We start from the raw sequence: 25,655 nt of genomic DNA on the forward strand, positions 1-25,655 counted from the left end.
ATGCCCAGTGTGCGGAGGTTCTCCGCGCCCCTTTCCCAAGGGACAGCACGGGTGCCGCCGGCAACGAAGCCCCCGGCCGCCGTCGTCCTTGCGCTGGTGCTTGCGGCAGGTGCGCTGGCGGGCTGCGAATATACGTACGACGACGCCCGGGCCGGCACCGTGCAGGGCACCGCCACCATTGCCCCGGCACCGGCCTTCACCCGGGACCCCCTGCAGCAGGACCCGGTCAGCGACGCGGAACTGGGCGACTGGGTGTCGCGGGCGCTTCCGGACAGCACCGGCCCCGTGGTCCAGGCAGATGCCGGGCTCCTTGCTGCCGCTGAGGTGCGGATCATCTCGTCACCGGTCCTGAAGACCGGAACGTACATCCTGGCCATCGCCTGCCGGAGCCAGCGCCGGGTGACCTTCACGGTGCGCACCGAGACCCTCACCCTGGTGGACCTGGGCCTGCGCTGCGGCATCAACCGTGAAAACGTTATCTACGTGTCCACGGACAGCGTCCTGACGGTCAGGGTGGAAGCCAGGACCGCGGCCAACTACGCGTTCCGTGTGTACCGGCTGGGATGATGCCCGCGTGGACCCGGCAGGCTTATGGCGGGCCGGGGCTCAGGCTGCGGCGCAGCCTTCCGGGCAGCGGAGCGTCTCGGGGCTGGCCGCGCATTCTTCGCAGTACAGCGTGAGGGAGCGGCAGCTGGGGTTTGAGCAGTTCTCGAACTTGCTGGTGGGCGCGGAGCAACGGGCGCACTCGCCAATGGTCTTGGCGTCCTCGCTGAACTCCAGGTGCATGCGTTTGTCGAAGACATAGAGCGAGCCTTCCCAAAGGCCCTGGTCCTTGAAGGCTTCCCCGTACCGGACGATGCCCCCGTCCAGCTGGTACACCTCTTTAAAGCCGCGGTTCACCATCAGGCTGGAGAGCACCTCGCAGCGGATGCCCCCGGTGCAGTAGGTCACCACCGGCTTGTCCTTCAGGGAGTCGTATTTTCCCGAGTCGAGTTCCTTGATGAAATCGTGGGTGGTGGCGACGTCCGGGACCACAGCGTCCTTGAAGCGGCCTATCTGCGCTTCAAACGCGTTGCGGCCGTCGAAGAAGACCACATCCTCCCCGTCCTTCTTCCTGGCGTCCACGAGCTGGTGCAGTTCTTCGGGCTTCAGGTGTTTGCCGCCGCCCACCACGCCGTTGGCATCAACCGTGAGTTCTCCCGGTGCGCCGAAGGAGACGATCTCGTCCCGCACCTTCACGCTGAGCCGCGGGAAATCCTCCGCGCCGCCGTCGGACCATTTGACGTCGATTCCCCGGAACCCGGGGTACTCGCGGGTGGTCTTGACATACTGCTTAACCGCGCCGATTTCCCCACCGACCGTGGCGTTGATTCCGTCCTTGGAGATGATGATGCGCCCGGTGAGGCGCAGCTTCTCGCAGAGGGCGCGCTGCCAGAGCCGGACGGCGTCCGGATCAGCGATGGGGGTGAAGCCGTAAAAGAGCACAATTTTGTTCAAAGCCACGCATTTAAGGGTACCGGCTGCCGTGGCGGCCTGGTCCTGCTCCACAACGGCGGGAGGACTGGCCTCATTACGATTGCATAAGCACTTCCCTACCCCCTGTTGCTGGCGATCGGGCTGGAATAGTCTCTTGCCATGAGTCCGGAAACCCTGGTTGAAGACATCACTGGCCTGCTCGAGGTGTGGGTTGCGGGCTGGGCCGGGTGTCGCGGCTACCAGACCACCACCGAGGGCCGCTTCCCTGCCGCGCTCCGGACTGATACCAGCGGCGAATGGGAAGTCTTCGCGTCAGAACCAACTGAAGACGAGTTCGCCGCGCTGGCTGCCAGGACGGCAGCATCCCCCGCCAAGGTACTGACCGTCCTCACCAACGATCCCTCCCGGTATGCGGCCATGGCAGGCCGGCATGGGCTCAACGTCACCTCCGACTCCCAGACGATGATGATCGTGGACATGGAGACCCAGGACACTGAGGACCCCTGGCTTTCCGACGACGATCTGAGGCTGTCCACTTCCGAACAGAATGGCGTCCACTACGCCGAGGTCAGGTCCGGAGACGCCGTGGCGGCCAGCGGCCGGGTGTTCGTGGTGGGTGACACCGCGGTGTTCGACAAGATCATTACGGAGCCGGCCTTCCAGCGCAGGGGCCTGGGCAGCCTCATCATGCGCGCCCTGGCGGCCCAGGCTTCCGGGCACGATGTCCGCAGCGGCCTCCTTCTGGCGTCCAGGGACGGGCAAAAGCTCTATTCGCACCTTGGCTGGACAACCGTTGCGCGGGTCCTGATGCTCTCGGCGTCCCATGACGGATCGGATCTCTCGCTGAGCTAAGCCGCCCCGGCGGAAGTACGCCCCGTGCTGTTTTCCCGTTGGCGAACCGCGTGCCCGGCCCGCAGCACCGGATGAAAGAATGGTGGGGTGAATCCCCATGACTCCCTGATTCCTTTGCTGGGCCGCGGCCCGGAACCGGAACAGCTCCGTCATGTCCGGACCATACCGGCGCGGGAGGCAATCCACGCGCCGTGGCCCGATTGGGTGCACCCGGACATTGCTGAGGCGTACGGGTCGCTGGGCATCCGCGAGCCCTACCGGCACCAGGTGGACGCGGCCAATGCGGCGCACTCCGGGGCGCATGTGGTGGTGGCCACCGGAACCGCGTCCGGGAAGTCGCTGGCGTACCAGTTGCCGGCGCTTGACGCGATCCACCGCTCCGAACTGCGGGTGCTCGCAGACCCGGGAAAGATCCACGACGACGGCGCCGTCACCCTGTACCTGTCCCCCACCAAGGCGCTGGCCGCCGACCAGCTGAACGCCATCCGCGCCCTGAAGCTGCCCACGGTCCGGGCGGAAACCTATGACGGCGATACCGATCCGGCCGCCCGCCGCTGGATCCGGGACCACGCCAACTTCATCCTGGCCAACCCGGACATGCTGCACTTCGGCATCCTGCCCAACCACGCCTGGTGGGCCGGGTTCTTCCGCCGGCTGCGCTACGTCATTGTGGACGAGGCGCACAGCTACCGGGGCGTGTTCGGATCACACGTGGCCAACCTCATGCGGCGGCTCCGCCGGATCTGTGCGTACTACGGGGCGGGAACCTCTTTCCCGGAACCAGTATTCATTGCGGCATCCGCAACCGCCTCCGAGCCCGATGTCTCCTTCGCACGCCTCATTGGTGCCCCGGTGAAGGCGGTATCCCAGGACTGCTCACCCCACGGCGCCACCACTGTGGCGTTTTGGGAACCGGCGCTGACCGAGGTCCGCGGCGAGAACGGGGCTAAACAGCGCCGGACGGCAGTGGCCGAGACCTCGGACCTGCTGGCCAACCTGGTGTCCGCCCGGATCCGTACCATCGCCTTCATCAAGTCCCGCCGGGGTGCCGAAACCATTTCGGCCATCACCAAGCGGCTCCTTGACGAGGTGGATCCCAGCCTGCCGCAGCGGGTGGCCGCCTACCGCTCGGGATACCTGCCGGAGGAACGCCGGGCAGTGGAGAAATCCCTGCGTTCCGGCCAGCTGCTGGGCGTCTCCAGCACGTCCGCCCTGGAGCTGGGGATCGACATCTCCGGCCTCGATGCAGTCCTGGTGGCAGGCTGGCCCGGCACCAGGGCCTCGCTCTTCCAGCAGATTGGCCGGGCCGGCAGGGCAGGCCAGGATGCCATCGCCGCGTTTGTGGCCAGTGACGATCCGCTGGACACCTTCCTGGTGAACCACCCCGAGGCCATTTTCGACGTCTCGGTGGAGGCCACGGTCTTTGACCCGTCCAACCCCTACGTGCTCGGACCACACCTCTGTGCCGCGGCGGCGGAACTCCCCCTGGGACCGGCGGAGCTGGACCTTTTCGGGGGAACCGCCGAGATGCTCCTGGACCGGCTGGTGGCGCAGGGCTACCTGCGGCGGCGGCCTGCCGGCTGGTTCTGGACCCACTCGCAGAGCGCTGCGGCCATGGTTAATCTCCGGGCCGACGGCGGAGGTCCGGTCAGCATCGTCGACGCCGAGACCGGCTCCCTGCTGGGCACGATGGACTCGCCCCAGACCCATTACCAGGCACATACAGGCGCTGTGTACGTCCACCAGGGTGACACGTATGTGGTGGAGGACCTGAACGAGGACGACCACTGCGTCATGGTGCGGCGGGCAAACCCCGACTACTACACCACGGCAAGAGACGTGACCCAGATCGAGGTCCTGGACACCGTGCGGACCATGCAGTGGGGTGATGTGACCGTCCACTTCGGTGACGTGAAGGTGACCACGCAGGTTGTCTCCTTCCAGCGGAAGGCCTTGATTTCCAATGAGGTTTTGGGCGAGGAGCCGCTTGAGCTGGGTGCCCGCGAACTTTTCACCAAGGCAGTGTGGTTCGTGGTGGACAACCGTTCCCTCACGGGGGCCGGCCTCATCGAAGCCCAGTTCCCCGGTGCACTGCATGCCGCGGAGCACGCGGCGATCGGGCTCCTCCCCCTCGTCGCCTCCAGCGACCGCTGGGACATCGGCGGGGTCTCCACGGCGCTGCACGCGGACACCGGGGTGCCCACCATCTTTGTGTATGACGGGCACCCCGGCGGGGCCGGCTTTGCTGAACGGGGTTTCGACAAGGCCATGGTGTGGCTGGCAGCAACCAGGGACGCCATCAAGGCCTGCGAGTGCGACTCCGGCTGCCCGTCCTGCGTGCAGTCCCCCAAGTGCGGAAACAAGAACAACCCGCTGGACAAGGCCGCCGCGGTGACCCTGCTGGACGTCCTGCTCAAGGACGCCTCCGAGACCACCCTTTTGGATGTGGAGGCCAGGAGCTGACCCCGCTCCTGGCATGACCACTACGGCGGAGGCCCTGCCCGGGCACGGCCGGTTGCGGCACCCAGCAGCGAGCAATCCACCAGCTCGGTCCGCACCTCAACGGTCTGGCCCACGCCCTCTGAACAGTTAAGAACCGTGGCGGCGTGGCGGGCGGCCACCTCCGCGGCGACACTGCAGGGCTCACCCGTGGTGATGCCGCGAAGGGCATCGGCTGCGGCAAGGGCCGCCAGGTCCGCGGCCGCTGCCGCCCTGCTGGCCAGCACCGCCGACTGCGCCAGCAGCAGCATGACGGCCATGGCCGTCATGACCACCAGTGCCAGCCCAGCGGCCAGGACAGTCCCGGAACCGCGTTCGCGTCCATCACGAGTCCCCGGCCCGCACCTGCCCGCGGTGCGATGACTGCGCCCGACTGCGGGATGGCGCAACCCGGCGGCGGCGTACTTCAGGACCACGACGGCGTTGCCCCGCCCCTTGACGTGATACCGCCATTCAGCATTGCCCATCATCTGACTGCCCGGCCGTGCGCCGGGCCGCCGACGCCACCAGTAGCACTGCCGGCACCGGTCCCCGCTGTTTCGCTCCGCGTTGCCGCACGTGCCGTGAGGGTCCAGGGGATGGATGCTCCTAATGGTCCAGGCACCCGGTCCGTAACGGTGACGTTGAACCATTCACCGTCGGCAGCGACCGACGCAGCGGCCGAACTGCCGGCCAGCGTCCTCACTGTCCGTTCTACTGCCGCCGGGTCCTCGCCCCGGGCCAGCGCCCTGGCACCGGCCCGGGCTCCCTCCTCGATGCGCAGTTGCGTCATCCCCGCGGCGGCTCCGGCCAGCAGCATGGCCAGCAGTGCGAGCACGGCCGGCAGTGCCACGGCGAACTCCGCAGTGACGGCACCCCGTGCGTTTGCACCAGAGGCTGTTGGTCCGTGGTCCCCTTTGCCGCTGGCCATACGGCCGGTCCCGTCTTCCGAGGACCTGGCTTTCAGGTTCCCGTCTTCCAAGGAACTGGCTTCGACGGGACTTGCTTCGACGGACCTGGAACCGAGGGTCCTGGAATCGAGGGCTCCAGGGAGAAGAAGCCGGGCCGGTTTAGCCGTCACGGCAGCGCCAGGGCGGTCCGGATGAGGTTGAGGAGGAAGCCACGCACCTCGTCGCTGCGGAGAATGAACACAAGCAGCCCCGCGAATCCGACTGCGGCGAGGGTGGCGATGGCGTACTCGGCAGTGGCCATACCGGCCTGTGAACCCAGCAGCCCCCCGCGCCGGACCTGAGTTCCGGTACCGCCCGAACCGGGATAGAGCTCCACGACCTTGCTGACTGCGGGGACAGAAGCTTTGGGGGCAAGGGAAGAGGCGGAAGCGTACGGTGCCCTGTTGGTGCCTGGCCGGCTGCTGTCCCGTTGTCCGGGCTTCAGGCCGGATGCGGCGAGCGCGGAGGTTCCGGCGGTGTAGTGGCGGCGGTGGTGGTTGATGTACATGTGGTTTCCTTTCCGTTGTGCCGGTGCTCTTCCCGGCTGTCTTGACTCTTCCCGGCCCCGCGGGAGTGGGTAAGTGGGTGGATGGGCTAAGTGGAAAAGGTGGGCAATTCAGCCTTGTGGAGGAAGGGACCGGCGCTCAGTTCCGGGCACGGCAGCTGTGGGTCAGCCGGATGGCACCAGGGCCAGCAGGACCGGGACGACGCCAAGGCAAATGAAAGCGGGAAGGGAACACAATCCCAGCGGAACCACCAGCTTCACGCCCAGCGAAGCGGCCCGTTTTTCCGCGGCCCTGAAGCGTTCCCGGCGAAGCCTGGCGGCCTGGGCGTAGAGGATTGCGGACGACGGCGCCCCCGTGAGTGCGGCGAAGCCCAGCGCATCCCTGAGTTCCAGGATTTCCGGGAGCCGAACGGCAGAGCTGCGCCACGCTGTTTCCCAGTCGGCACCAATGGCGAGCGCCGAGACCACGGGCCGCAGGGAGTCCCTGTATTGGGGCACGGCTGAGGCAGCCACCAGTTCCAGCGAGCGCCCGATGCCCGCGCCGGCGTCGAGCATCGCCGCGACGAGTTCGAGCATCATGGCCGTATCCTTCAGGCCAGTACTGCGCTCACCCTCCGGCCCCTCGGCGGCGGCCGTCCGCTGTGTTCCTGGTGCGGCGTGAAACAGGTGACGGAGCCGGTGACGCGACCGGTCGGGCCCTGAACATGCAAGCCAGACAGCTGCGCCGAGCAGCAGGAACAGCGCCAGGCCCGGGGGCCAACCCGGTGTCATGGCACTCCTGCCCCTGCAGCCACCGAAACAAGCCGGGCGGACCAGGCCCTCCCGGCTGCCGTGAGCACCACGCCGCCGAACAGCGCGGCCAGCCCCAGGGGTGTCCCCAGCAGGGTGGCCAGCGGGTCCACGCCCAAGGCGGCGCCCAGTCCAAGACCCATCGCCGGAAGCCAGGTCAGGAGGCGGACTGTGGCTTTGGGGCCAGCGAGAGCGGTCTGCCTGGCTGCGTCCGCATCGTCCTCCGCTTCCAGCTGGGCAGCGAACCTGGTCAGCACGTCGGCGAGCGGGCATCCGCTGGCTTCGGCGATGTCGAAGCAGGCAGCAAGCTCAGACCAGGTCCTGGCTTCCCTGCCCCTGCGCGGGAACGCAATGGAAACAGCACGCCGGATGGCCTCCGAAACAGGGGCTCCGGTTGCCGCAGCCGCGCGTGCGGAGGCCAGGACTGCAAGTGAACCACCTGACAGCACCGGGGACGGGAATGCCGGGTGCTGCCCCTGCCGATCATCAGGGGTTCCGTATACAGTCCACAGTTCGTCCCACAGCCGCCCCGGTGTTCGTCCGCCTTTGAGCAGCGCCGCCAATTGCTGAACCACCAGGGTCAGGCCGGGTCCACGCATTCCTGCGGTACCCCTGCCGGCGTGGCTGCCCGGAGGCCGTATCCGGTTTCTCCGGCCTCCGGTCGCCTTCATGCTTTTGCCGCACGTTGAGCGCAACCTGTAGGCGGCATTCAGGGGCGGCTTGAGGAGCAGCACCACAGCGGTGCCCAGGAGCGCACAGAGGAGGACCGTCACAGGATGTCCCCCGGGTCCATCCCCAAACGGGCCGCCAGGGCAGGCCAGCCCGGGGCCCGCGCACCTGATTCTTCAAGGGCCGGCACCACCCTCAATCCCTCCGGGCCGTCGGCAATGAGTCCTACGCACAGGACTTCCCTGCCCCGGAGCGTCCTGCCCACATGGATGACAACATCGAGGGCGCTGGCAGCCTGGAGCCGCACGGCTTCGGGTCCCAGCCCTGCGAGCGCCCCGAGGGCGTTGAGCCTGGCGGGGACTGCTGCTGCCGTATTGGCGTGGATGGTGCCTCCGCCGCCGCTGTGCCCGGTGTTCATCGCGGTGAGGAGTTCGCGGACTTCCGCGCCCCGGCATTCGCCCACCACCAGCCTGTCCGGGCGCATGCGCAATGCCTGCCGGACGAGTTCACCCAAATCCACTGCCCCGCCGCCTTCAAGGTTTCCGTGGCGTGATTCCAGGGCGACCACATGGGGATGGACAGGATTCAGTTCGGACGCGTCCTCGATCAGGACCAGCCGTTCCTCCGCCGAACACAGGCCCAGCAAGGTGGACAGCAGGGTGGTCTTCCCTGAGCCCGTGGCCCCGCTGATCAGGAAGCTCAGCCTCCGCTCCACTACTTTCTCCAGCACGGCCTGCAATCCCGGACCGAACATTCCACCGGACCGCAGCTCCTCCATGCTGAAGACCCGCTCCCTGCGGATCCGCACGCTCAGCAGCGTCCCGGACGTGGAAACCGGCGGCAACACGGCATGGACACGGTAGCCGCCGGCAAGCCTGACATCGACACAGGGTGAACCGTCATCCAGGCGGCGCCCGCCCGCAGCAACAAGCCTGCAGGCCAGCGCCCGCAACTGGGCCTCGCCGTCGAACAGGACGGGAACCCGCTCGATCCCGCGGCCCCGGTCCACCCAGACGGAGCCGGGAGCGTTGACGAAGATGTCCGTGACTGCGGGGTCCCGGGTGAGCTCCTGCAACGGCCCCAGTCCGTTCAGTTCGGCGCTGATCCGCTCCACCGCGGCGAGGGAACCAGCGGTGCCCAACAGCCTGCCGGTGGCCTGGACTGCCGCCGCGACGCGTGACGGCGTCACGGCTCCCGCCTCAGCCATCATGGACTCCCGGACGGATTCCAGCAGCCCGGAATCGACCCTCCTGGCGCCGGCTGTTTCCCTGCTGCCCACCGGGCGGGCTGCCTGGTGCGCTTCCAGGACGCGGGTGCTGCGCCGTGAACCCAGGCCTCCCGCCGCCGCTGCACTGCCCGTTTCACCGGCCGGAGCCGGCGGACTGCCCGCCGCGCGCCTCATGCCATGTCTCCCACCGTCAGGTCCTCGCCTAGCCAATCGAGCGCAGAGGCAGCAAAGCGCCGGATATTCCGGCACTTCCCCAAGTCCAGCAGTCGGCCGGATTCCATTGCTCCTGCAACGGCGCGCAGTTCAGGTATCCGGCCCTGCACCGGCAGCCCTACAGCATCAGCGATCAGCGCACTGTCCAGGGCAGAACCGGGCCGGCCCCGGACCAACAGGGCCGCCTCCACCGGCGGAAGCTCCTGGAGCAGGCGCACCGCCGCCACTGCCGCCTTCAGCTGGGCGGGCACCACCATCAGGATCCGGTCGCAGTCCCACGCCAGCGTATGGAGCGGCTCTGCACCCCTCCCCACGTCGAGCAGGACCAGTTCATAGCCACGGCGGGCCGCGTCAAGCACACCGGCTGCTGCGGCGGCGGCGACAGGAAGGGGCTGCTCCCGGGTGGCAGGCCAGGACAGGAAGGAAAAGCCTCCCGCGACTGGCAGGGAATCCGAGAGCTGGAGGGGGTCGATGCTTCCCCGGGCCTCAGCGAGGTCCGGCCACCGGAGCCCGGGGTTTTCCTCGGCGGCGAGGGCCAACTCCAGGCCCCCTCCCCATGGGTCGCCGTCGATGAGCAGGACACGCACCCCCAGCCCTGCTGCCGCCTGCGCGATCCAGATGGCGGCGGTGGTGGCTCCGGCCCCGCCGCAGCCGCCCGTGATGCCAAGGACCAGTCCGCCAGGGCCCGGCGACCGGGACCTGCTGAGATGGTCGGCCAGCCAGGCAGCAGCATCCGGCAGCACGGCAACACGTTCCGCCCCCAGGGCAGCCGCGAGGTGCCAGAGGCTGTCCCCTTCACCGTCGAGGCCCACCATGACCGCAGGTGTGTGCCGCCGCGGCGGCAGTTCGCGCACGTCACTGCCTACCAGGACGGCGGACGCCGCTTCCCAATAGCGTCCAGCCTCCACAGCATCGGGCACAACGCGCAGCTGCGCAGCGGCGGCTGCCACGATACGCTCCACTTCGGCCCGGAGGACGCCGGAGGAGGTCACCAGCAGCACCTCGCCCGAACCGGCCGGCAGGGAACCACCAAGCCTTGAACCATCAGGCTTTGAACCATCAGGTTTTACCTTGTCCGGCAGCCAGGCCGCGCCGGATGACGCCACCTCCGTTGGCCGCCAGGAGGAGCCGGCGGCCTGTCCCGGTCCGGATGGGGATGCGTTCAGCTGGTGCCTGCTCATGGAGCCACTCTGCCGCGGACACCCAACCCGGTTAAGGGAACAAACTCCGTATGTGGACAAACCGCACCACGGACACCGCTGACCCACCACCTCGAGGGCAAGCCAGACCGAACGGCAAAGCACACCGAACGGCAGGGCAGAATGGAACCATGTACCTGCTGCTCGCCGCCCACCCCCACGGCGCGGCACTCCAGGAACTGACGCAGGCGGGCCACGCCCAGCCAGCCAACCCTGAACCCCGCACCGTGGCACTCAGCGGCCTTGCCGGCGTCGTGTGCGAGCTGGAAGCCCGGCGCCCCGGCGGCCAGCCGCCGCGCTGGATCTGGCAGCGGACCCAGGACTGGTACCCGGCGCTGCTCGCATCCCGGGTGGAGGTGGAACGCTGCTATGACCTCACCCTTTGCGGCAACATCCTGGCCTTCTCCCAGTTCAGCGCCCACACTGACTATGCCCGGAACACGGACAGGATGCCGGTGGAGGATCCCGTGCTTCCGCCAAAGGCGCTGCAGCCACCGCGTCCCCCTGCGGACCAGGGGGCCCTGTTCGACAACCCCGCCGCGGCACCGGCATCCGGCTGGACGCTTGAGGAGATCCGGGCTGAATACGCGGCCCAGCAGGCCGCGCTGGCCGCCGTGGGCACGGAGGAAAACCGTCGGAACCGCCTCCAGCTGCTGCTCGCGGCGGAGTCCGCGGCCGCCATCGTGGCCGCGGAGATGCAGCACGCCGGCGTCCCGTGGCGCGAAGACCTGCACGAACAGATCCTGGCCAGCCATCTGGGTCCCCGCCCGCCGATGGGCCAACGCCCGGTAAAGCTGGAGGCGCTGGCGGCGGAGCTGCGCACCCTGCTCAACTCACCCGGGCTGAACCCGGATTCCCCGCAGGACCTGATGCGTGCCCTGCACCGCAACGGGATCGAGGTCAAAAGCACCCGGAAGTGGGAGCTCAGGGAGTCCAGCCATCCAGCCATCGAGCCGCTGCTGGAGTACAAGAAGCTTTCCCGCCTCCATACCGCCAACGGCTGGGCCTGGCTGGATGCCTGGGTGGACGGCGGGAGGTTCCGCCCGGAGTACGTGGTGGGCGGCGTGGTGTCGGGGCGCTGGGCTTCCCGTGGCGGCGGCGCGCTGCAGATCCCCCGCCAGGTCCGCGGCGCGGTGCACGCCGACCCCGGCCACAAGCTCATCGTGGCTGATGCCTCTCAGCTGGAACCGCGCGTTTTGGCTGCGCTCGCGCAGGACTCGTCAATGGCTGAGGCGGCGCGCGACCAGGACCTGTATGCCGGGATTGCCGCCAAGGGCTTTGGCGGGGACCGGGCCAAGGCGAAGATGGCGCTGCTGGGGGCCATGTACGGGGCCACGTCCGGCGAGGCGGGCCGGCTTATGCCGCAGTTGACCCGCATCTATCCGCGCGCCGTGGACTTTGTGGAACGCGCGGCACGGACTGGTGAGTCGGGCGGGACGGTGACCACCAGGCTGGGCCGCAGCAGCCCTCCGCCGTCCGGGCAGTGGTTCCTGAGCCAGCGCTCGGCCACGGCGGAGGAGCATCGGCGGGCAGAGTCGATCGCCCGGTCCCGCGGGCGCTTCACCCGGAACTACGTGGTCCAGGGCTCGGCAGCGGACTGGGCGGCCTGCTGGCTTGCAGAATTACGACGGCGGCTGCGTGCCTTGCGGACGGCAGGAACCGGTGGCAGCGGCGGGGGTGTCCGGGCCGAGCTTGCCTTCTTCCTGCACGATGAGGTGATGGTGCACGCGCCGGCAGACGGCGTCGGCGCCTGCATCACGGCCATCGAGGAATCAGCGAAGGCGGCGAAGGAACTGCTGTTCGGCCCTATCCCTGTGGAGTTCCCGGTGAGCATGGCCGTCGTCGACTCCTACGACCTCGCCAAATAGCCGGGCGCAAGGGCATGCTGCTGCCGAGGCTGGCAGTACCCTTGGCGACGCAAAAGTAACCTACCGGGCGGTAGCTATACTCCCCCGGTGACGGACGTTACAGTCGAAGCGGCGACTGAAGCAGACCGGTCCACACGCTGATGCAACGACGCATACCAGGGAGGTCCCCGTCCATGGCGGGAAGATTTGAAATACACCGTGCAGGCGACGAGTCGTACCGGTTGAGGCTAACCGACGCCGAGGGCAACATCGTTGCGGTGTCCCCAACCTTCAAATCCCTCAGCATGCTCCGCGACGGGATCAAGGCCATGCGCGGGAATGCCGCCACCGGGATCGTGGTGGATTTGCGCCAGCAGCAGGCCTGAGCCAGCAGCAGGCCTGAAAACTAGACCCCTATCGGGTGCAGCCTGGTGCGGTCCCACGGGACGGACCAGCCGAGCTGGTCGAAGAGGCCGCTCAGGACAATGCCGGTGAATCCCCACACCACCATGCCGTTGACGGTGAAGGCAGGGCTGTCAAACGTGCGGCCCGCCCGGTGGACGGTGGCCATGACCCTGTTGTCCGGGTCCAGGAGGTCCCTGACCGGGACGCGGAACACCTGCGCTGACTCGCCGTAGTCCACCACCCGGACCGGCGACGGCGAATGCCACCACCCGAGCACGGGCGTCACCAGGAAGTTGCTGTGGGCCAGGCCCAGGTCCTGGAGCGTGCCCAGGACTTCCACCCCGCCTGCGTCCAGCCCGGTTTCCTCCTCGGCTTCCCGCAGGGCAGCCGCCACCGGCGTTTCGCCCGGGTCGATGCTGCCGCCGGGAAACGCCACCTGCCCGGGATGCGAGCCCAGGGTGTGGGCGCGCTCCAGGAGCAGGACGTCCAGGTCCGCCGGCGCCAGCGGTTTGCCGGACGCTGCCGGGACATCATCAAGCACGCCGAAGAGCATCAGGACGGCTGCCCTGCGGGCACGGGCGGCATCAACGGTCAGCGCGGCCCAGCGTGGATCAGGCGGGCCGGCCGTTCCGGATTCCGCCCGCCGGACCAGGCCGGCCAGGTCTTCGCGTGCGCTCACGAAGTCCTCGTCTGGGAAGCCATCCGGATCTCCGCGGCCCGGTGCTGTTCCGACAGGTACTGCTCCAGCAGTGCCTCGCTGCCGGGTGCAAGTTCATATTTAAGGAGCTTGGCCGCCTTGCCGGGGTCGGTCTCCCCCAGCCCGTAACTGGGGCACCAGTTGGCGACCGGACAGGCCCCGCAGGCGGGCTTCCGGGCGTGGCAGACGCGGCGGCCGTGGAAGATCACCCGGTGGGACAGCATGGTCCAGTCCCTGCGCTCAAACAGTTCCGCCACGTCCTGTTCGATCTGCACCGGGTCCTCGGACTGGGTCCAGCCAAACCGTTTGGCGAGCCGGGCGAAGTGCGTGTCCACGGAGATGCCCGGGATGCCGAAGGCGTTGGCGAGCACCACGTTGGCGGTCTTGCGGCCCACGCCGGGCAACGTGACCAGATCCTCCATCCGCCCCGGGACTTCGCCATCAAAGTCGTCCACCAGGCGCGTACACAACGCACGGACGTTACTCGCTTTGGCGCGGAAGAACCCGGTGGGCTTGAGGATGGTTTCCAGCTCCGTGGGGTCGGCCTCAGCCAAGGCCCGGGCATTGGGCCAGCGCGCGAACAGCACCTTGGTGACCTGGTTGACCGTGACGTCGGTGGTCTGGGCGGACAGCACGGTGGCCACCAACAGTTCGAACGGGTTGCGGAAGTCCAGTTCCGCATGGGCGTACGGATACTTTTCGGCCAGGGCCCGGTGGATGCGCCGTGCCCGCCGCTTCAGCGCCAGGACGGATTCGGACGAGACCACGGGCATCCCCGTGGCCTGCCCGGTCTTGCTGCGGGGCCCTGCCACCGGCGTCAGCCGCGCTCGATGTTGCTGAGGTCGCGCAGGACGCCCAGCCGCCCGTCCGTGTGCTGGACCAGGAATTCGTTGCCCCGGTCCTCAAGTGCCAGCACCCATCCGCCGGGTTCAATCACGAAGGCAGGGGCACCAGTGCGGGGGTCGTACGCGGTGCGGTGCTGGGCAACGGCGAACCAGAACGCCTCATGGATCGGTTGCCCGTCAGCCTCGTCGTGGCGGCTTGACGGATCCACCGTTGCCCCGATCGGCTGCTCGGCACGGACCTGCTGGTGCACGGCCGTGGCGGCCGGCGGTTCCCATGCCGCCTGTGGAGCGCCGGCTGCAGGGGCTGCCGGGTGCTGCGTCTCCTCCGCTGCCGGGGTTGGGCCAGGGCGGACGACGTCGGCTGCCTGGGTGGGCGGGCCAGCGTCCGTATGCGGTGTGCCGGCTTCCTGGTCGGAGACTTCGGGGGCGGTTGATACGGGAGCGGTTGGCGCGGGGGCAGAGGCGGCCGCTCCGGCAGCGGCGGCGCCGGCGGTGGCGGTGCCGGCTCCGGCAGCTGTCGCGCCGGTGCCCGCACTGGCGGTTCCTGCGGTAGCGCTGCGGGGACCCGTCACGGGGACGGCAGCGGTGGCGGGCATGTGGGCGGAAGGCGCCGGCTCATGGTTGGGGCTGGAAGATCCCGGCTGGACTGCGGAGGAACCTGCTCCGGCGCCACCGAACAGGGCACCGCCTTTGAAGCCGCCCTTTGACTGGTTGGAGCCGGACTGGTTGGAACCGGACTGGGGCTTGGGGGCTTTGGGGGTCCGCGGCTTCCGGGCCGGGACCGCGGCCTCGCGTGCCACGATGTGGGCCGGCGCTTCAGGCCGGTCCTTGAAGTCGGCCGAGAGGTACGGCAGGAAGCGGCCGAGCACGGTGGCGGCGAAGAGGATGAGCGCGCCGATCAGCCCCACCAGCAGGCTGGTGGCATATCCGCCTGCAACCGACAGGAAGAAGAAGGCCAGGGCGAAGGAGGCCACTACGGAGGCGAACTGGTCGATCGAGAGCGACCCCACCCGGATCCTGGTGGCGGGTGCAAGGCGGCGGGCGGCGAACAGTGCGCTGGCGATCAGCGGCAGGATGATGCCCAGTCCCAGGAAGAACAGGTTGTTCAGGTTCCACAGGTTATACCTGGCGCCGAAGAGGGGAAGCAGGGATGCGACGAACAGGACCAGGGTGGCGGCGAAGACGGCCAGGTCCCGCACGGTGAACGGACCAAGCACGGCCTGGTTGGCGTTCGGGTCGATCTTTGCGGAAGCGGCCTTCTGCCCTGCAGACTGCCCCTTGGCGTCGTTACCGGCCGGTGTTGCGTGCCCTGGTGCTCCCAGGGCGGATCCGGATCCTCCGGTTTCCGCCGTGGTATCCGGGCCCGTTCGCTGGCCGTAGCTCTGCTGGTTCATTCTGCTCTCCTTAGCGTGGCGGCACCGGGCCCGGTCCGGACCCGAAAACTGTGCCGTCTTGACATGCGGTCCGGGCCCGGCAAGGCACTGTTTGCGCCCCGCCGGAGGGGTCCGAAGTGAAGTCACAATTCCATCTCAGCCTAGTCAACGGCCAAGCTGATCACTAGCTGGGGCAGGTCTCCACGCGTGCCGGGCGAGTCATGAAGACGCCATTCACCGCATAAAAAATGCCGCTCGCGGTGGTACATGTGACGCCGCACACAGACGGTGCGCGGGAAGCATTAGGCTTGATTGCGGAACAGCTCTTTGCGGTATGCCGCCCCGGCTGAAGCCCATTGCCGTGCGAACGGCGGGCCATGCGGTGGCGGCGTCCCGCGCGGCAAAGATCGATGAATGATGAGGTTCACATGTCCCAGGACACCCCCAGCTCCACGGCCACCGTTCCGTCCGCTTCGGCCCAGCCGGCAGGACAGGAAGGCCGCCAGGGCGACGCCTTTGAGAACCTGCTCAATGAGACCCGGGCTTTCCCGCCCTCCCCTGAATTCGCTGCCGACGCCGTTGTCACCGCAGCCGAGTACGACGAGGCGAATGCTGACCGGCCGGCATTCTGGGCCAAGAAGGCACGGGAACTGCTGACCTGGAGCAAGGACTTCACGCAGGCCCTGGACTGGTCCGATCCGCCGTTCGCCAAGTGGTTCGTGGGCGGCGAGCTCAACGCCGCCTACAACGCCCTGGACCGGCACGTCGAGGCCGGCAAAGGCGACCGCGTAGCCATTTACTTCGAGGGCGAGCCCGGCGACACCCGCACCTACACGTACGCCCAGCTGACCGAAGAAGTGAAGAAGGCAGCCAACGCTTTCGAGTCCCTGGGCGTGGCCAAGGGTGACCGCGTTGCCGTGTACCTGCCCATGATCCCGGAAGCCGTCATCACCCTGCTGGCCTGCGCACGGATTGGCGCGGTCCACTCCGTGGTCTTCGGCGGGTTCTCCGCCGATGCACTCCGGTCACGGATCGAGGACGCCGAGGCCAAGCTCGTTGTCACTGCCGACGGCACCTACCGCCGCGGCAAGCCGAGCCCCCTGAAGCCCGCCGTTGACGACGCCCTGGCCCACGACGGCCACACCGTGCAGAACGTGGTGGTGGTCAAGCGCAACGGCCAGGACGTGGACTGGAAGGAAGGCCGTGACCACTGGTGGGCGGACACGGTTGAAGCCGCATCCCCCGACCACACTGCCGTGGGACACGATTCGGAGCACCCCCTGTACATCCTGTACACCTCGGGCACCACCGGGAAGCCCAAGGGCATCCTGCACACCACCGGCGGATACCTCACCCAGACCGCCTACACCCACAGGGCTGTCTTTGACCTGCATCCGGAAACGGACGTGTACTGGTGCACGGCCGACGTCGGCTGGGTCACCGGCCATTCCTACGTCGCCTACGCGCCGCTCATCAACGGGGCCACGCAGGTCATGTACGAAGGCACCCCGGACTCCCCGCACCAGGGCCGCTGGTGGGAGATCGTGGAGAAGTACAAGGTTTCCATTCTCTACACCGCCCCCACCGCCATCCGCACCTTCATGAAGTGGGGCGCGGAGATCCCGGCGAAGTACGACCTCTCCTCCCTGCGGGTGCTGGGTTCGGTGGGCGAGCCCATCAACCCTGAGGCCTGGATGTGGTACCGCAAGGTGATCGGCGGCGACAAGGCGCCCATCGTGGACACCTGGTGGCAGACCGAAACCGGCGCGCAGATGATCGCCCCGCTCCCCGGCGTCACTGCCACTAAGCCCGGTTCGGCGCAGGTTCCACTGCCCGGTATTGCCGTGGACGTCGTGGATGAGATGGGCGAATCGGTCCCCAACGGCCACGGCGGCTTCCTGGTCATCCGCGAACCGTGGCCGGCCATGCTCCGCGGCATCTGGGGGGACCCGCAGCGGTTCAAGGACACCTACTGGTCCCGCTTCGAGAACATGTACTTCGCCGGTGACGGTGCCAAGAAGGACGAAGACGGGGACATCTGGCTGCTGGGCCGCGTGGACGACGTCATGAACGTCTCCGGGCACCGGCTCTCCACCACCGAGATCGAATCCGCCCTGGTGAGCCACCCCGCCGTGGCCGAGGCCGCCGTCGTGGGCGCTACGGACGAGACCACTGGCCAGGCCGTCGTCGCGTTCGTCATCCTCCGTGGCGATGCTGTGAACAACGGTGACGCCACCGTCCAGGAACTGCGCAACCACGTGGGCAAGGAGATTGGGCCCATCGCCAAGCCCAAGAACATCCTGGTGGTGCCGGAGCTGCCCAAGACCCGGTCCGGCAAGATCATGCGCCGGCTCCTCAAGGACGTGGCAGAGGGCCGCGACCCGGGCGACGCCACCACGCTCTCCGATCCCACGATCATGCAGCAGATCGCCCAGTCGCTCAGAAAGTAACAGTGGCTTAGCATCCCTTTGCGGACCACGGAATGGCCCCGTTTCCCCCGTCACAGCGGGAAAGCGGGGCCATTTTGCCGTTGTGACGATTCAAAAGGTCCTAGTCTCGAAACTGTTATTTAAAGTTCTTCCATGTTCGCTTTTGCAAGATTATAGTCAGCGTGTGAGATGCCTCACACCGGCTATTTTTCAAGGGAGAGAACATGGCTTCAAAGTTCGATGCGTCGGCAACTGCGTTTCCCAGCAGGCGGACCATCCTCAAGACAGTCGGCGTGGGGGCAGCCGGACTGGCCGGCATCCCGTTCCTGGCAGCATGTACCGGCGGCAGTGGCCCGTCGGCAACGGGCTCGGAGTCCTCCGGCCTGACGTTTGGATCCGGTTCTTCCGATGACGTTCCCAAGCGTGCGTACCAGGCCGTCACGGATGCCTTCACGGCAAAGACCGGCAAGAAGGTCACCACCAACGTAGTGCCCCACAACGATTTCCAGAACAAGATCAATTCGTACCTGCAGGGTTCACCGGATGACGCCTTCACCTGGTTTGCCGGCTACCGCATGCAGTACTACGCGGGGAAGGGACTGCTCGCGCCCATTGACGACGTCTGGCAGACCATTGGCGGCAACTACTCCGATGCGCTGAAGAAAGCCTCCACCGGCCCGGACGGCAAGATGTATTTCGTGCCCAACTACAACTACCCGTGGGGATTCTTCTACCGGAAGAGCCTGTGGGCCGAAAAGGGCTACCAGGTCCCGGAAACCTTTGATGCGCTGAAGTCGCTCGCCGCGAAAATGAAGGCCGACGGCATCATTCCCATCGGCTTTGCGGACAAGGACGGCTGGCCGGCCATGGGCACCTTCGACTACCTGAACATGCGGCTGAACGGCTACCAGTTCCACGTGGACCTCTGCGCCCACAAGGAATCCTGGGACCAGCAGAAAGTCAGCACCGTCTTTGACACCTGGAAGGCGCTCCTGCCGTTCCAGGACCCCGCGGCGCTCGGCCAGACCTGGCAGGATGCCGCCAAGGCCCTGGAAGCAAAGAAGACCGGCATGTACCTCCTTGGTTCCTTCGTCACGCAGCAGTTCACCGACCCCGCGGTGCTGGACGACATCGATTTCTTCGCCTTCCCGGAGATCGCCATGGAAGGCCGGGACGCGGTCGAGGCACCTATTGATGGCCTGCTGCTCTCGAAAAAGGGCGGCGAGAACAAGGCCGCCCGGGACTTCCTGGCGTTCCTCGGCACTCCCGAGGCCCAGGATGCCTACGCCAAGGTGGACAACTCGAACATCGCAACGGCCAAGGGCGCGGACACCTCAAAGTTCACGCCGCTCAACAAGAAGTGCGCGGACACCATCAAGGATGCCAAGTACATCAGCCAGTTCTTTGACCGCGACGCGTTGCCGGCCATGGCCAACAACGTGATGATCCCTGCCCTGCAGAGCTTCATCAAGGACGGCAGCGTGGATGTCAAGAACCTTGAGGCGCAGGCCAAAACCCTTTACGCAGCGCAGTAGTCCCCTTAAACGGAGGACGACGGCGGCAGGAGACTTCCGCCGTCGTCCATCCCACCTGCACAGGCCCCAGCTAGGGAAAGATTTCCATGAGCAGCACCGCACAAGAACTGATCCCGCCGGAAGCGCGGGAACCCGCCGGCTCCCGGCCTGCCAAAGGCGGCCGTGTCCGCCGTTTGTCCGGACGGGACAAACTGGTCCTGTCCCTGATGGTCGGCATCCCCACCCTGATCGAACTGGCCCTCGTCTGGCTGCCCACGCTGATGTCCGTGGGACTTAGCTTTACCCGCTGGAACGGGCTGGACCTGGCGGACATCCGTCCGGCGGGAACCGAAAACTACCAATTCATCTCGCAGGACTACCCACCGTTCTGGCCCGCGGTCCAGCACAATTTGCTGTGGCTCCTGTTCCTGGCACTGATCGCCACGCCGCTGGGCCTGTTGCTGGCCGTGCTCCTGGACCAGAACATCCGCGGCAGCAAGATCTACCAAAGCATCTTCTTCGCTCCCGTCATGCTGTCCCTCGCCCTGATCGGCATCATCTGGCAGCTGTTCTACCAGCGGGACAACGGGCTCCTGAATTTCCTCCTGGGTACGGCCGGCACACCGAAGGCGGTGGACTGGTTCGGAGATTCGTCGGTCAACATCTGGGCGGCAATGATCGCAGCCACCTGGCGCCATGCGGGCTACGTGATGTTGCTGTACCTGGCCGGCCTGAAGGGCGTGGACCCGAGCCTGAAGGAAGCTGCGGCCATCGACGGCGCCAGCGCCGTCCAGACCTTCTTCCGCGTGGTCTTCCCGGCCATGCGCCCCATCAACATCGTCATCGTGGTGATCACCATCATCGAGTCCCTCCGCGCCTTCGACGTCGTCTACGTCATCAACCGCGGCACCAACGGCCTGGAAATGCTCAGCGCCCTGGTGATCCAGAACCTGGTGGGCGAGGGCCAGGTGATCGGCGTCGGATCTGCCCTGGCGGTGGTGCTGCTGGTCATCTCGCTTGTTCCCATCGTTTTCTACCTCAGCCGCACCTTCGGCAAGGAGAACCGAGCATGAGCATTACCGCTGCCCGCGCCGCCGGGAACGCCACCGCCAACCAGGCCCGCTCCGGCAGCCGGCCCAAGCGCCACTACGGGACACATATCTTCCTTGCGGCCATGGCTGTCATGTGGCTGGTTCCGCTGGGCTGGGCCCTCTTCACCGCGCTCCGGCCGGTGGCCTCCACCAACGAGCATGGGTACTTCAGCGTGGCCGGGGAGTTCAACTTCGACAATTTCGTCCAGGCCTGGACCCAGGGCGGGTTCGCCACCTATTTCTGGAACTCGGTCATCATCACCGTCCCCTCCGTCCTGCTGACGCTGTTCCTTGCCTCCCTGATGGCGTTCGCCGTCAGCCGGGTGAACTGGAAATTCAACATCACGCTGCTGATCATGTTCACGGCCGGCAACCTCCTGCCCCCGCAGGTCCTGGCAGCACCCCTCTTCGAGATGGCCAAACACCTGGAGGTGCCGTATTCGTTCAGCGACTCCGGCAACCTGCTCAATACGTACATCGTGGTGATCGCCATCCACATCGGGTTCCAAATGGGGTTCTGCACCTTCGTGCTGTCCAACTATATGAAGGCACTCTCCGCAGACCTGACCGAAGCTGCGCTGGTGGACGGTGCCGGCATCTGGCGGCAGTACCGGGAGATCATCATGCCCTTGTGCAGGCCCGCGTTCGCCGCACTGGCCACGCTTGAGGTCATCTTCATCTACAACGACTACTTCTGGCCGCTCCTCTTCATCCAGAGCGGCAACCGGCTCCCCATCACCACGGCGATCAACAACCTGCAGGGACAGTTCCTGAGCAACTACAACCTCCTGGCCGCGGGAGCGGTCATCACCGTGATTCCCACCCTGGTCATCTACCTGCTCCTGCAACGGCAGTTTGTTGCGGGCCTGACGCTGGGTTCCAGCAAGGGGTAGGTAAAGATGGACTGTGACGGGGACGCTGCTCCCCCAACCGCCGCCCGAAAGGAACACCATGCTCCCCGCTGCACGACACCAGGCCATCGTGGACACAGTCCAGCGGGAACGGGTTGTCCGCGTGTCAGACCTCGCCCAGCAGCTGGGCGTTTCCCTCATGACCGTCCGGCGGGACATCGAACTGCTGGAGGAAGCCGGCCAGCTTGAACGGATCCACGGCGGCGCCAAGCTTCCCGGCGACGCCAGCACCCATGAACCCGGCTTCGAACTGAAGTCCACACAGCTGACCTCCGAGAAGCGTGCCATTGCCGTCGAAGCGGCTGCGCTGGTCCATGAGGGGATGGCTGTTGGCCTGAGCGCCGGAACCACCACGTGGGCCCTCGCCAAGGAACTGGTCAATGGGCCGCCGATCACTGTGGTTACCAATTCCGTGCGCATCGCGGACTTGTTCCACCATGCCGCGGCCACCGGCCGGGCCCACTACAGCTCCACGGTGATCCTCATCGGCGGCCAGCGGACCCCGTCGGACGCCTTGGTTGGCCCCATCGCCACGAGCGCCCTGAAGCAGCTGCACCTCGACCTGCTGTTCCTGGGCGTCCATGGCATGGACGCGGTGGCCGGCTTCACCACTCCCAACCTGCTCGAGGCGGAAACGAACCGCGCCTTTGTGGCTGCCGCGCGCAAAACCGTGGTGCTGGCGGACCACACCAAATGGGGCGTCCTGGGCATCAGTTCCATTGCGTCACTGGACGAAGTGGATGAGGTGATCAGCGATCCGGGACTGGGTTCGGACGCGCAGCGTGTCCTGCAGGAGAAGGTGGGCAAGCTCCGGCTCGCTGCAGCCTAGGGGCAGCCGCAGGACTGCCGGACCTGCAGTTCGGCGGGAAAGATCAGGTGCTCGGCGGCGGTGCCGCGATGTGCGCCGATGAGGGCACTGACGGCGGCCTCCGCCATGGCCTTCGCGGGTTGCTTCACCGTGGTGAGGGGCGGCCAGCTGTACTCCGCTTCAGCTGAACCGTCAAAGGACGCCAGGGCGATGTCCTCCGGAATGGACAGCCCCGCTTCATGGAGGGCCCGGAGGATCCCCACGGCCTGCAGGTCGGAGGTGGCAAAAATGGCGGTGGGGCGGTCCGCGGCGGCCAGGAGCCGCTTGCCCGCCGCGTACCCGCCCTCCCGGGTGAAGGGCGCGCGGACAATGGGGCCCTCCGGCAGGCCCGCCTCGGCCAGGGCCTGCAGCCAGCCCTCCTCACGCCCGTCATAGTAGTTGCCGGTGTTGGTACCCATGGCGAGGGCGATGTTGGTGTGCCCATGGCCGATCAAGTGTTTGACAGCCGATTTTGCCCCGGCCACCAGGTCCACCCCCACGCTGTTAAATCCGGGCGCATCGCCGCTGTGGTTCAGCAGGACAACAGGGATCTCCGCAGATTCAAGTTCCGGCAGGGCAGGTTCCATCAAAACGCTGGAAAGGATCACCCCGTCCACCTGCCGGGCAGCAAGGTTGCGGACGTTCCGGAGTTCCTTCGCCAGGTTTCCGTCCGAATTGGTCAGCACCAGGGCGTAGCCCAATTCTGCGGCGGCATCTTCCACCGCATGGGCCAGCAGCGAGAAGAAGGGGTTGCTGTTGTCCGGGATGACCAGGCCTATCGTTTCGCTGGACCCCAGCTTCAGGGCCCGGGCGGCAGCATTGGGACGGTACCCCAGCTTTCGGATGGCATCCTGGACTTTCGCCTCCGTAGCCGGGGCCACCTTTTTGGGTCCGCCATTGACCACATAGCTGACGACGGCGGTGCTGACGCCGGCATAGCGCGCAACATCCTTGCGCGTCACCGGTCCGCGGGGCGCCGGGGCAGTCGAAGTGGCCATGGAGTACATGCTAGCTACCAGTGGACGGGGCGTCGCCAAAGTCGCGGATGGGGAGCCGCGCGCCGTTTTGCAGGGCGGACTGGTGGGCCACGATGCCCGGAAGGGTGAAGCGGGCAGCAACCCACGCGTTCACGGGCGGCAGGGTGCCGTTGTTGACCGCGGTGACGAAGTCGTCCACGAGGAAGTGGTGGCTTCCCTCGTGCCCGTTCGGTGCGCCGCTGAACTCATCCGGCAGCCGTTCGGCGTCGTGAACGGGGGAAAGTCCTGACACGAACGCGTCCCGTAGCTCCGGGGCCACATTGGCCAGTGAGGGGTCGTCCAGGGACATGCTGGGCCGGGTTTCCATTTGCTCGGAGATGTCATGGACATCCTGCTTGTCCTGCCACACGGTGACCTTGGCGAGCTGTTCAAAGCTTGCCTCCGTACCGAAGAAGCGGAAGCGTGATTCCCGGATGTGGGAGGGGTAGCCTACGCGGCGCATCTCATTGGTGCGCATCACGCCGCCGTCGTTCAGCTCGAATAGCGCGGTGGCGTTGGAGAAGTCGTTGCCGAACATGCTGACGTCCCGGTCGAAGACGCCGTCGTTCCGGTCATCCCGGACCCCTACACAGCTGACGCTGACCGCGTGCGCCGGAATTGCCCCCAGTACACCGCCGATTGCATGCGTGGGATAGAGCATGGGCGGGTAGCTGGCCGTCTCTTTCCAGCGCTCACCGCCGCTGTACTGGTAGGCGTCGTAGAAACCGAGGTCCATGTCGTGGACGTAGTCACCTTCCGAATAGAAAATCCGGCCGAACCTGCCTGCCGCCTGCTGCTCGCGGGCATACACGGTGGCCGGGTTGTAGTAGCTGGTCTCGCCCATCATGTAGACCTTCCCGGTGTCCCGGACCGCTTCGATGATGCGGGCGATTTCCTCTTCGGAAACCGCCATGGGCACGGCTGAGTAGACGTGCTTGCCGGCGCGGAGCGCCTGTTCCACGAGCGGGCCGTGGGTCCAGCGCTGGGTAAAGATGGCAACGGCGTCGACATCCGAGGCAAGGAGCTCGTCGTAGTCCCCCTTGGTCCCGGCAAGGTGGTAGCGCTCCGCGGCTTCGGCAGCACGCTCCGGCCGCTCGTCCACCGCATACACGTCACTGACGCCCGGGTGGAGGTTGAAAAGGTGGGCGAACTGGGCGCCGAACTGGCCGGCTCCTACCACGCCGATGGAAAACGTCATTGTCATGCCTTCCGTTGAGGGGATAACCGAGTCTTGCACCACGATCTACTCGAGTCAATAACCAATAGACGAATAAGACAGCCCGCACGTAAAAGAAAAACATCCTCTTGCCACCCGCATATCTACTCGTGTAGATTGCTTCACAGCCTGTTACTTTCATCACACTCGCCGAAAGGGTCGACGATGACCACCCTTACCAGGAACGCCAGCCCGGCCCAGCACACGGTGCGCCGGCCGCTGAAGCGCCGGGGACAAAGCGACCTGAAGATCGCACTGCTCTTCATCGCCCCGGCCATGATCGGATTTATCGTCTTTTACCTGGTGCCCACGCTGCGGGGCATCTACCTCAGCTTCACCGAGTACAACATCCTCGGGGACCCCGAATGGATCGGCCTCGGGAACTACCAGGCCATCGCCAAGGACCCGCTGTTTTGGAACTCCCTTGCGGTCACCGGGCAATACGTCCTGATCAACATCGCCCTGCAAACAGCCCTGGCCCTGGGCCTGGCACTGCTGATGCACCAGGTGGCCAAATCCACCCTGGTCCGCGGGGCGCTGCTCCTGCCCTACCTGATGTCCAATGTCATTGCCGCGCTGCTGTGGTTCTGGATGCTGGACTACCAGATCGGCGTGGTGAACCAGTTCATCGATTGGGCGGGGCTGCCCCGTACCGCGTTCTTCGGGAGCGAAGCGTGGGCCATCCCCACCCAGGCCCTGATCAACACCTGGCGCCATATGGGCTACACGGCGCTGCTGATCTTCGCCGGCCTGCAGGCCATTCCGGGCCACGTCTATGAAGTAGCAAAGCTGGACGGCGCCTCGCCGTGGCAGACCTTCCGCAAAATCACCATCCCGCTGCTGCGGCCGGTCCTGGTGCTGGTCCTGGTGGTCACGGTGATCGGCTCCTTCCAGGTCTTCGACACCGTGGCCGTTACCACCCAGGGCGGTCCGGTCAACGCCACGCGGGTCATCCAGTACTACATCTACCAGCGGGCCTTCACGGAATCCGACTTCGGATACGGATCAGCCATCGCCGTCATTCTCTTCCTCATCCTCGCCCTGGTGGCCTTCATCCAGATGAAGTTCCTCAAGGGCAACGAGTCGGACCTGGACTAAGGAGTCC

Annotated in this window: 24 protein-coding genes; 11 read left to right on the forward strand and 13 right to left on the reverse strand. The window is 66.6% G+C overall.

The window, feature by feature from the left end; translation table 11 throughout:
* A complete protein-coding gene (locus FBY36_RS05290; RefSeq protein WP_235008728.1) occupies positions 1 to 567 on the forward strand; it encodes a hypothetical protein in 567 nt (188 codons plus the stop codon).
* 39 nt (positions 568 to 606) lie between these two features.
* Here FBY36_RS05290 and trhO read toward each other — a convergent pair whose 3' ends face one another.
* Positions 607 to 1,503, reverse strand: a complete 897-nt coding sequence (gene trhO, locus FBY36_RS05295) for an oxygen-dependent tRNA uridine(34) hydroxylase TrhO (protein ID WP_142117649.1) — start codon at positions 1,501 to 1,503, stop codon at positions 607 to 609.
* Between the two features lie 132 nt (positions 1,504 to 1,635).
* Between trhO and FBY36_RS05300 the strand changes: the two genes are divergently transcribed.
* A complete protein-coding gene (locus FBY36_RS05300; protein WP_142117650.1) occupies positions 1,636 to 2,328 on the forward strand; it encodes a GNAT family N-acetyltransferase in 693 nt (230 codons plus the stop codon).
* A gap of 87 nt (positions 2,329 to 2,415) precedes the next feature.
* Entirely contained in the window at positions 2,416 to 4,791 is a 2,376-nt protein-coding gene (locus FBY36_RS05305; protein WP_142117651.1) for a DEAD/DEAH box helicase, read from the forward strand.
* Between the two features lie 20 nt (positions 4,792 to 4,811).
* Here the strand turns inward: FBY36_RS05305 and FBY36_RS05310 are convergent, their stop codons facing one another.
* From FBY36_RS05310 to ssd, 7 genes are all read right to left on the reverse strand, one after another.
* A complete protein-coding gene (locus FBY36_RS05310) occupies positions 4,812 to 5,297 on the reverse strand; it encodes an Rv3654c family TadE-like protein (RefSeq protein WP_327436689.1) in 486 nt (161 codons plus the stop codon).
* Entirely contained in the window at positions 5,294 to 5,737 is a 444-nt protein-coding gene (locus FBY36_RS05315; RefSeq protein ID WP_142117652.1) for a TadE family type IV pilus minor pilin, read from the reverse strand. Before FBY36_RS05315 ends, FBY36_RS05310 begins: the two co-directional genes overlap by 4 nt.
* Before the next feature lie 146 nt (positions 5,738 to 5,883).
* Entirely contained in the window at positions 5,884 to 6,264 is a 381-nt protein-coding gene (locus FBY36_RS05320) for a DUF4244 domain-containing protein (protein WP_142117653.1), read from the reverse strand.
* 162 nt (positions 6,265 to 6,426) lie between these two features.
* A complete protein-coding gene (locus FBY36_RS05325; protein ID WP_142117654.1) occupies positions 6,427 to 7,032 on the reverse strand; it encodes a type II secretion system F family protein in 606 nt (201 codons plus the stop codon).
* Complete coding sequence (locus FBY36_RS05330) at positions 7,029 to 7,823, reverse strand: type II secretion system F family protein (protein ID WP_142117655.1); 795 nt, start codon at positions 7,821 to 7,823, stop codon at positions 7,029 to 7,031. The genes FBY36_RS05325 and FBY36_RS05330 overlap by 4 nt, the downstream gene beginning before the upstream one ends.
* Positions 7,820 to 9,121, reverse strand: a complete 1,302-nt coding sequence (locus tag FBY36_RS05335) for a TadA family conjugal transfer-associated ATPase (RefSeq protein ID WP_200830445.1) — start codon at positions 9,119 to 9,121, stop codon at positions 7,820 to 7,822. The genes FBY36_RS05330 and FBY36_RS05335 overlap by 4 nt, the downstream gene beginning before the upstream one ends.
* Positions 9,118 to 10,152, reverse strand: a complete 1,035-nt coding sequence (gene ssd / locus FBY36_RS05340; RefSeq protein ID WP_235008937.1) for a septum site-determining protein Ssd — start codon at positions 10,150 to 10,152, stop codon at positions 9,118 to 9,120. Before ssd ends, FBY36_RS05335 begins: the two co-directional genes overlap by 4 nt.
* Positions 10,153 to 10,490: 338 nt before the next feature.
* Between ssd and FBY36_RS05345 the strand changes: the two genes are divergently transcribed.
* Positions 10,491 to 12,227: a bifunctional 3'-5' exonuclease/DNA polymerase gene (locus FBY36_RS05345; protein ID WP_142117656.1), complete on the forward strand. Its 1,737-nt coding sequence runs from the start codon at positions 10,491 to 10,493 to the stop codon at positions 12,225 to 12,227.
* Positions 12,228 to 12,400: 173 nt separating this feature from the next.
* Positions 12,401 to 12,592, forward strand: coding sequence for a YegP family protein (locus tag FBY36_RS05350; RefSeq protein WP_142117657.1), 192 nt, complete (start codon positions 12,401 to 12,403; stop codon positions 12,590 to 12,592).
* A 20-nt stretch (positions 12,593 to 12,612) separates the two neighbouring features.
* Here the strand turns inward: FBY36_RS05350 and FBY36_RS05355 are convergent, their stop codons facing one another.
* The 3 genes from FBY36_RS05355 to FBY36_RS05365 are packed head-to-tail and all read right to left on the reverse strand — an operon-like array spanning position 12,613 to position 15,547.
* On the reverse strand, positions 12,613 to 13,290 hold the full coding sequence (locus tag FBY36_RS05355; RefSeq protein ID WP_142117658.1) for an NUDIX hydrolase: 678 nt from the start codon (positions 13,288 to 13,290) through the stop codon (positions 12,613 to 12,615).
* Positions 13,287 to 14,081 carry an endonuclease III gene (gene nth / locus FBY36_RS05360; RefSeq protein ID WP_142122502.1) on the reverse strand — a complete coding sequence of 265 codons (795 nt, stop codon included), beginning with the start codon at positions 14,079 to 14,081 and terminating at the stop codon, positions 13,287 to 13,289. Before nth ends, FBY36_RS05355 begins: the two co-directional genes overlap by 4 nt.
* A gap of 44 nt (positions 14,082 to 14,125) precedes the next feature.
* A complete protein-coding gene (locus FBY36_RS05365; RefSeq protein WP_142117659.1) occupies positions 14,126 to 15,547 on the reverse strand; it encodes a hypothetical protein in 1,422 nt (473 codons plus the stop codon).
* A gap of 407 nt (positions 15,548 to 15,954) precedes the next feature.
* On the opposite strand from FBY36_RS05365, the gene acs reads away from it, so the two are divergent.
* The 5 genes from acs to FBY36_RS05390 all read left to right on the forward strand — a co-directional run bounded on the left by acs (position 15,955) and on the right by FBY36_RS05390 (position 22,300).
* Complete coding sequence (gene acs, locus FBY36_RS05370) at positions 15,955 to 17,976, forward strand: acetate--CoA ligase (protein ID WP_142122503.1); 2,022 nt, start codon at positions 15,955 to 15,957, stop codon at positions 17,974 to 17,976.
* 203 nt (positions 17,977 to 18,179) lie between these two features.
* Positions 18,180 to 19,490, forward strand: coding sequence for an ABC transporter substrate-binding protein (locus FBY36_RS05375; protein ID WP_142117660.1), 1,311 nt, complete (start codon positions 18,180 to 18,182; stop codon positions 19,488 to 19,490).
* A gap of 86 nt (positions 19,491 to 19,576) precedes the next feature.
* Positions 19,577 to 20,542: a carbohydrate ABC transporter permease gene (locus FBY36_RS05380; RefSeq protein ID WP_142117661.1), complete on the forward strand. Its 966-nt coding sequence runs from the start codon at positions 19,577 to 19,579 to the stop codon at positions 20,540 to 20,542.
* Entirely contained in the window at positions 20,539 to 21,453 is a 915-nt protein-coding gene (locus FBY36_RS05385; RefSeq protein WP_142117662.1) for a carbohydrate ABC transporter permease, read from the forward strand. Before FBY36_RS05380 ends, FBY36_RS05385 begins: the two co-directional genes overlap by 4 nt.
* A gap of 58 nt (positions 21,454 to 21,511) precedes the next feature.
* Positions 21,512 to 22,300 carry a DeoR/GlpR family DNA-binding transcription regulator gene (locus tag FBY36_RS05390; protein ID WP_142117663.1) on the forward strand — a complete coding sequence of 263 codons (789 nt, stop codon included), beginning with the start codon at positions 21,512 to 21,514 and terminating at the stop codon, positions 22,298 to 22,300.
* Here the strand turns inward: FBY36_RS05390 and FBY36_RS05395 are convergent.
* Together FBY36_RS05395 and FBY36_RS05400 are read right to left on the reverse strand one after the other, a co-directional pair.
* The gene (locus FBY36_RS05395; protein ID WP_142117664.1) at positions 22,297 to 23,325 is read right to left on the reverse strand and encodes a LacI family DNA-binding transcriptional regulator; all 1,029 of its coding nucleotides are present in this window, start codon (positions 23,323 to 23,325) and stop codon (positions 22,297 to 22,299) included. The two genes, FBY36_RS05390 and FBY36_RS05395, sit on opposite strands and share 4 nt — an antisense overlap.
* A 1-nt stretch (position 23,326) precedes the next feature.
* A complete protein-coding gene (locus FBY36_RS05400; RefSeq protein WP_142117665.1) occupies positions 23,327 to 24,532 on the reverse strand; it encodes a Gfo/Idh/MocA family protein in 1,206 nt (401 codons plus the stop codon).
* Between the two features lie 183 nt (positions 24,533 to 24,715).
* Between FBY36_RS05400 and FBY36_RS05405 the strand changes: the two genes are divergently transcribed.
* Positions 24,716 to 25,648, forward strand: coding sequence for a carbohydrate ABC transporter permease (locus FBY36_RS05405; RefSeq protein ID WP_142117666.1), 933 nt, complete (start codon positions 24,716 to 24,718; stop codon positions 25,646 to 25,648).
* Positions 25,649 to 25,655: the final 7 nt, after the last annotated feature.

Origin of the sequence: Arthrobacter sp. SLBN-122 (assembly GCF_006715165.1) — a bacterium.
GTDB lineage: Bacteria > Actinomycetota > Actinomycetes > Actinomycetales > Micrococcaceae > Arthrobacter.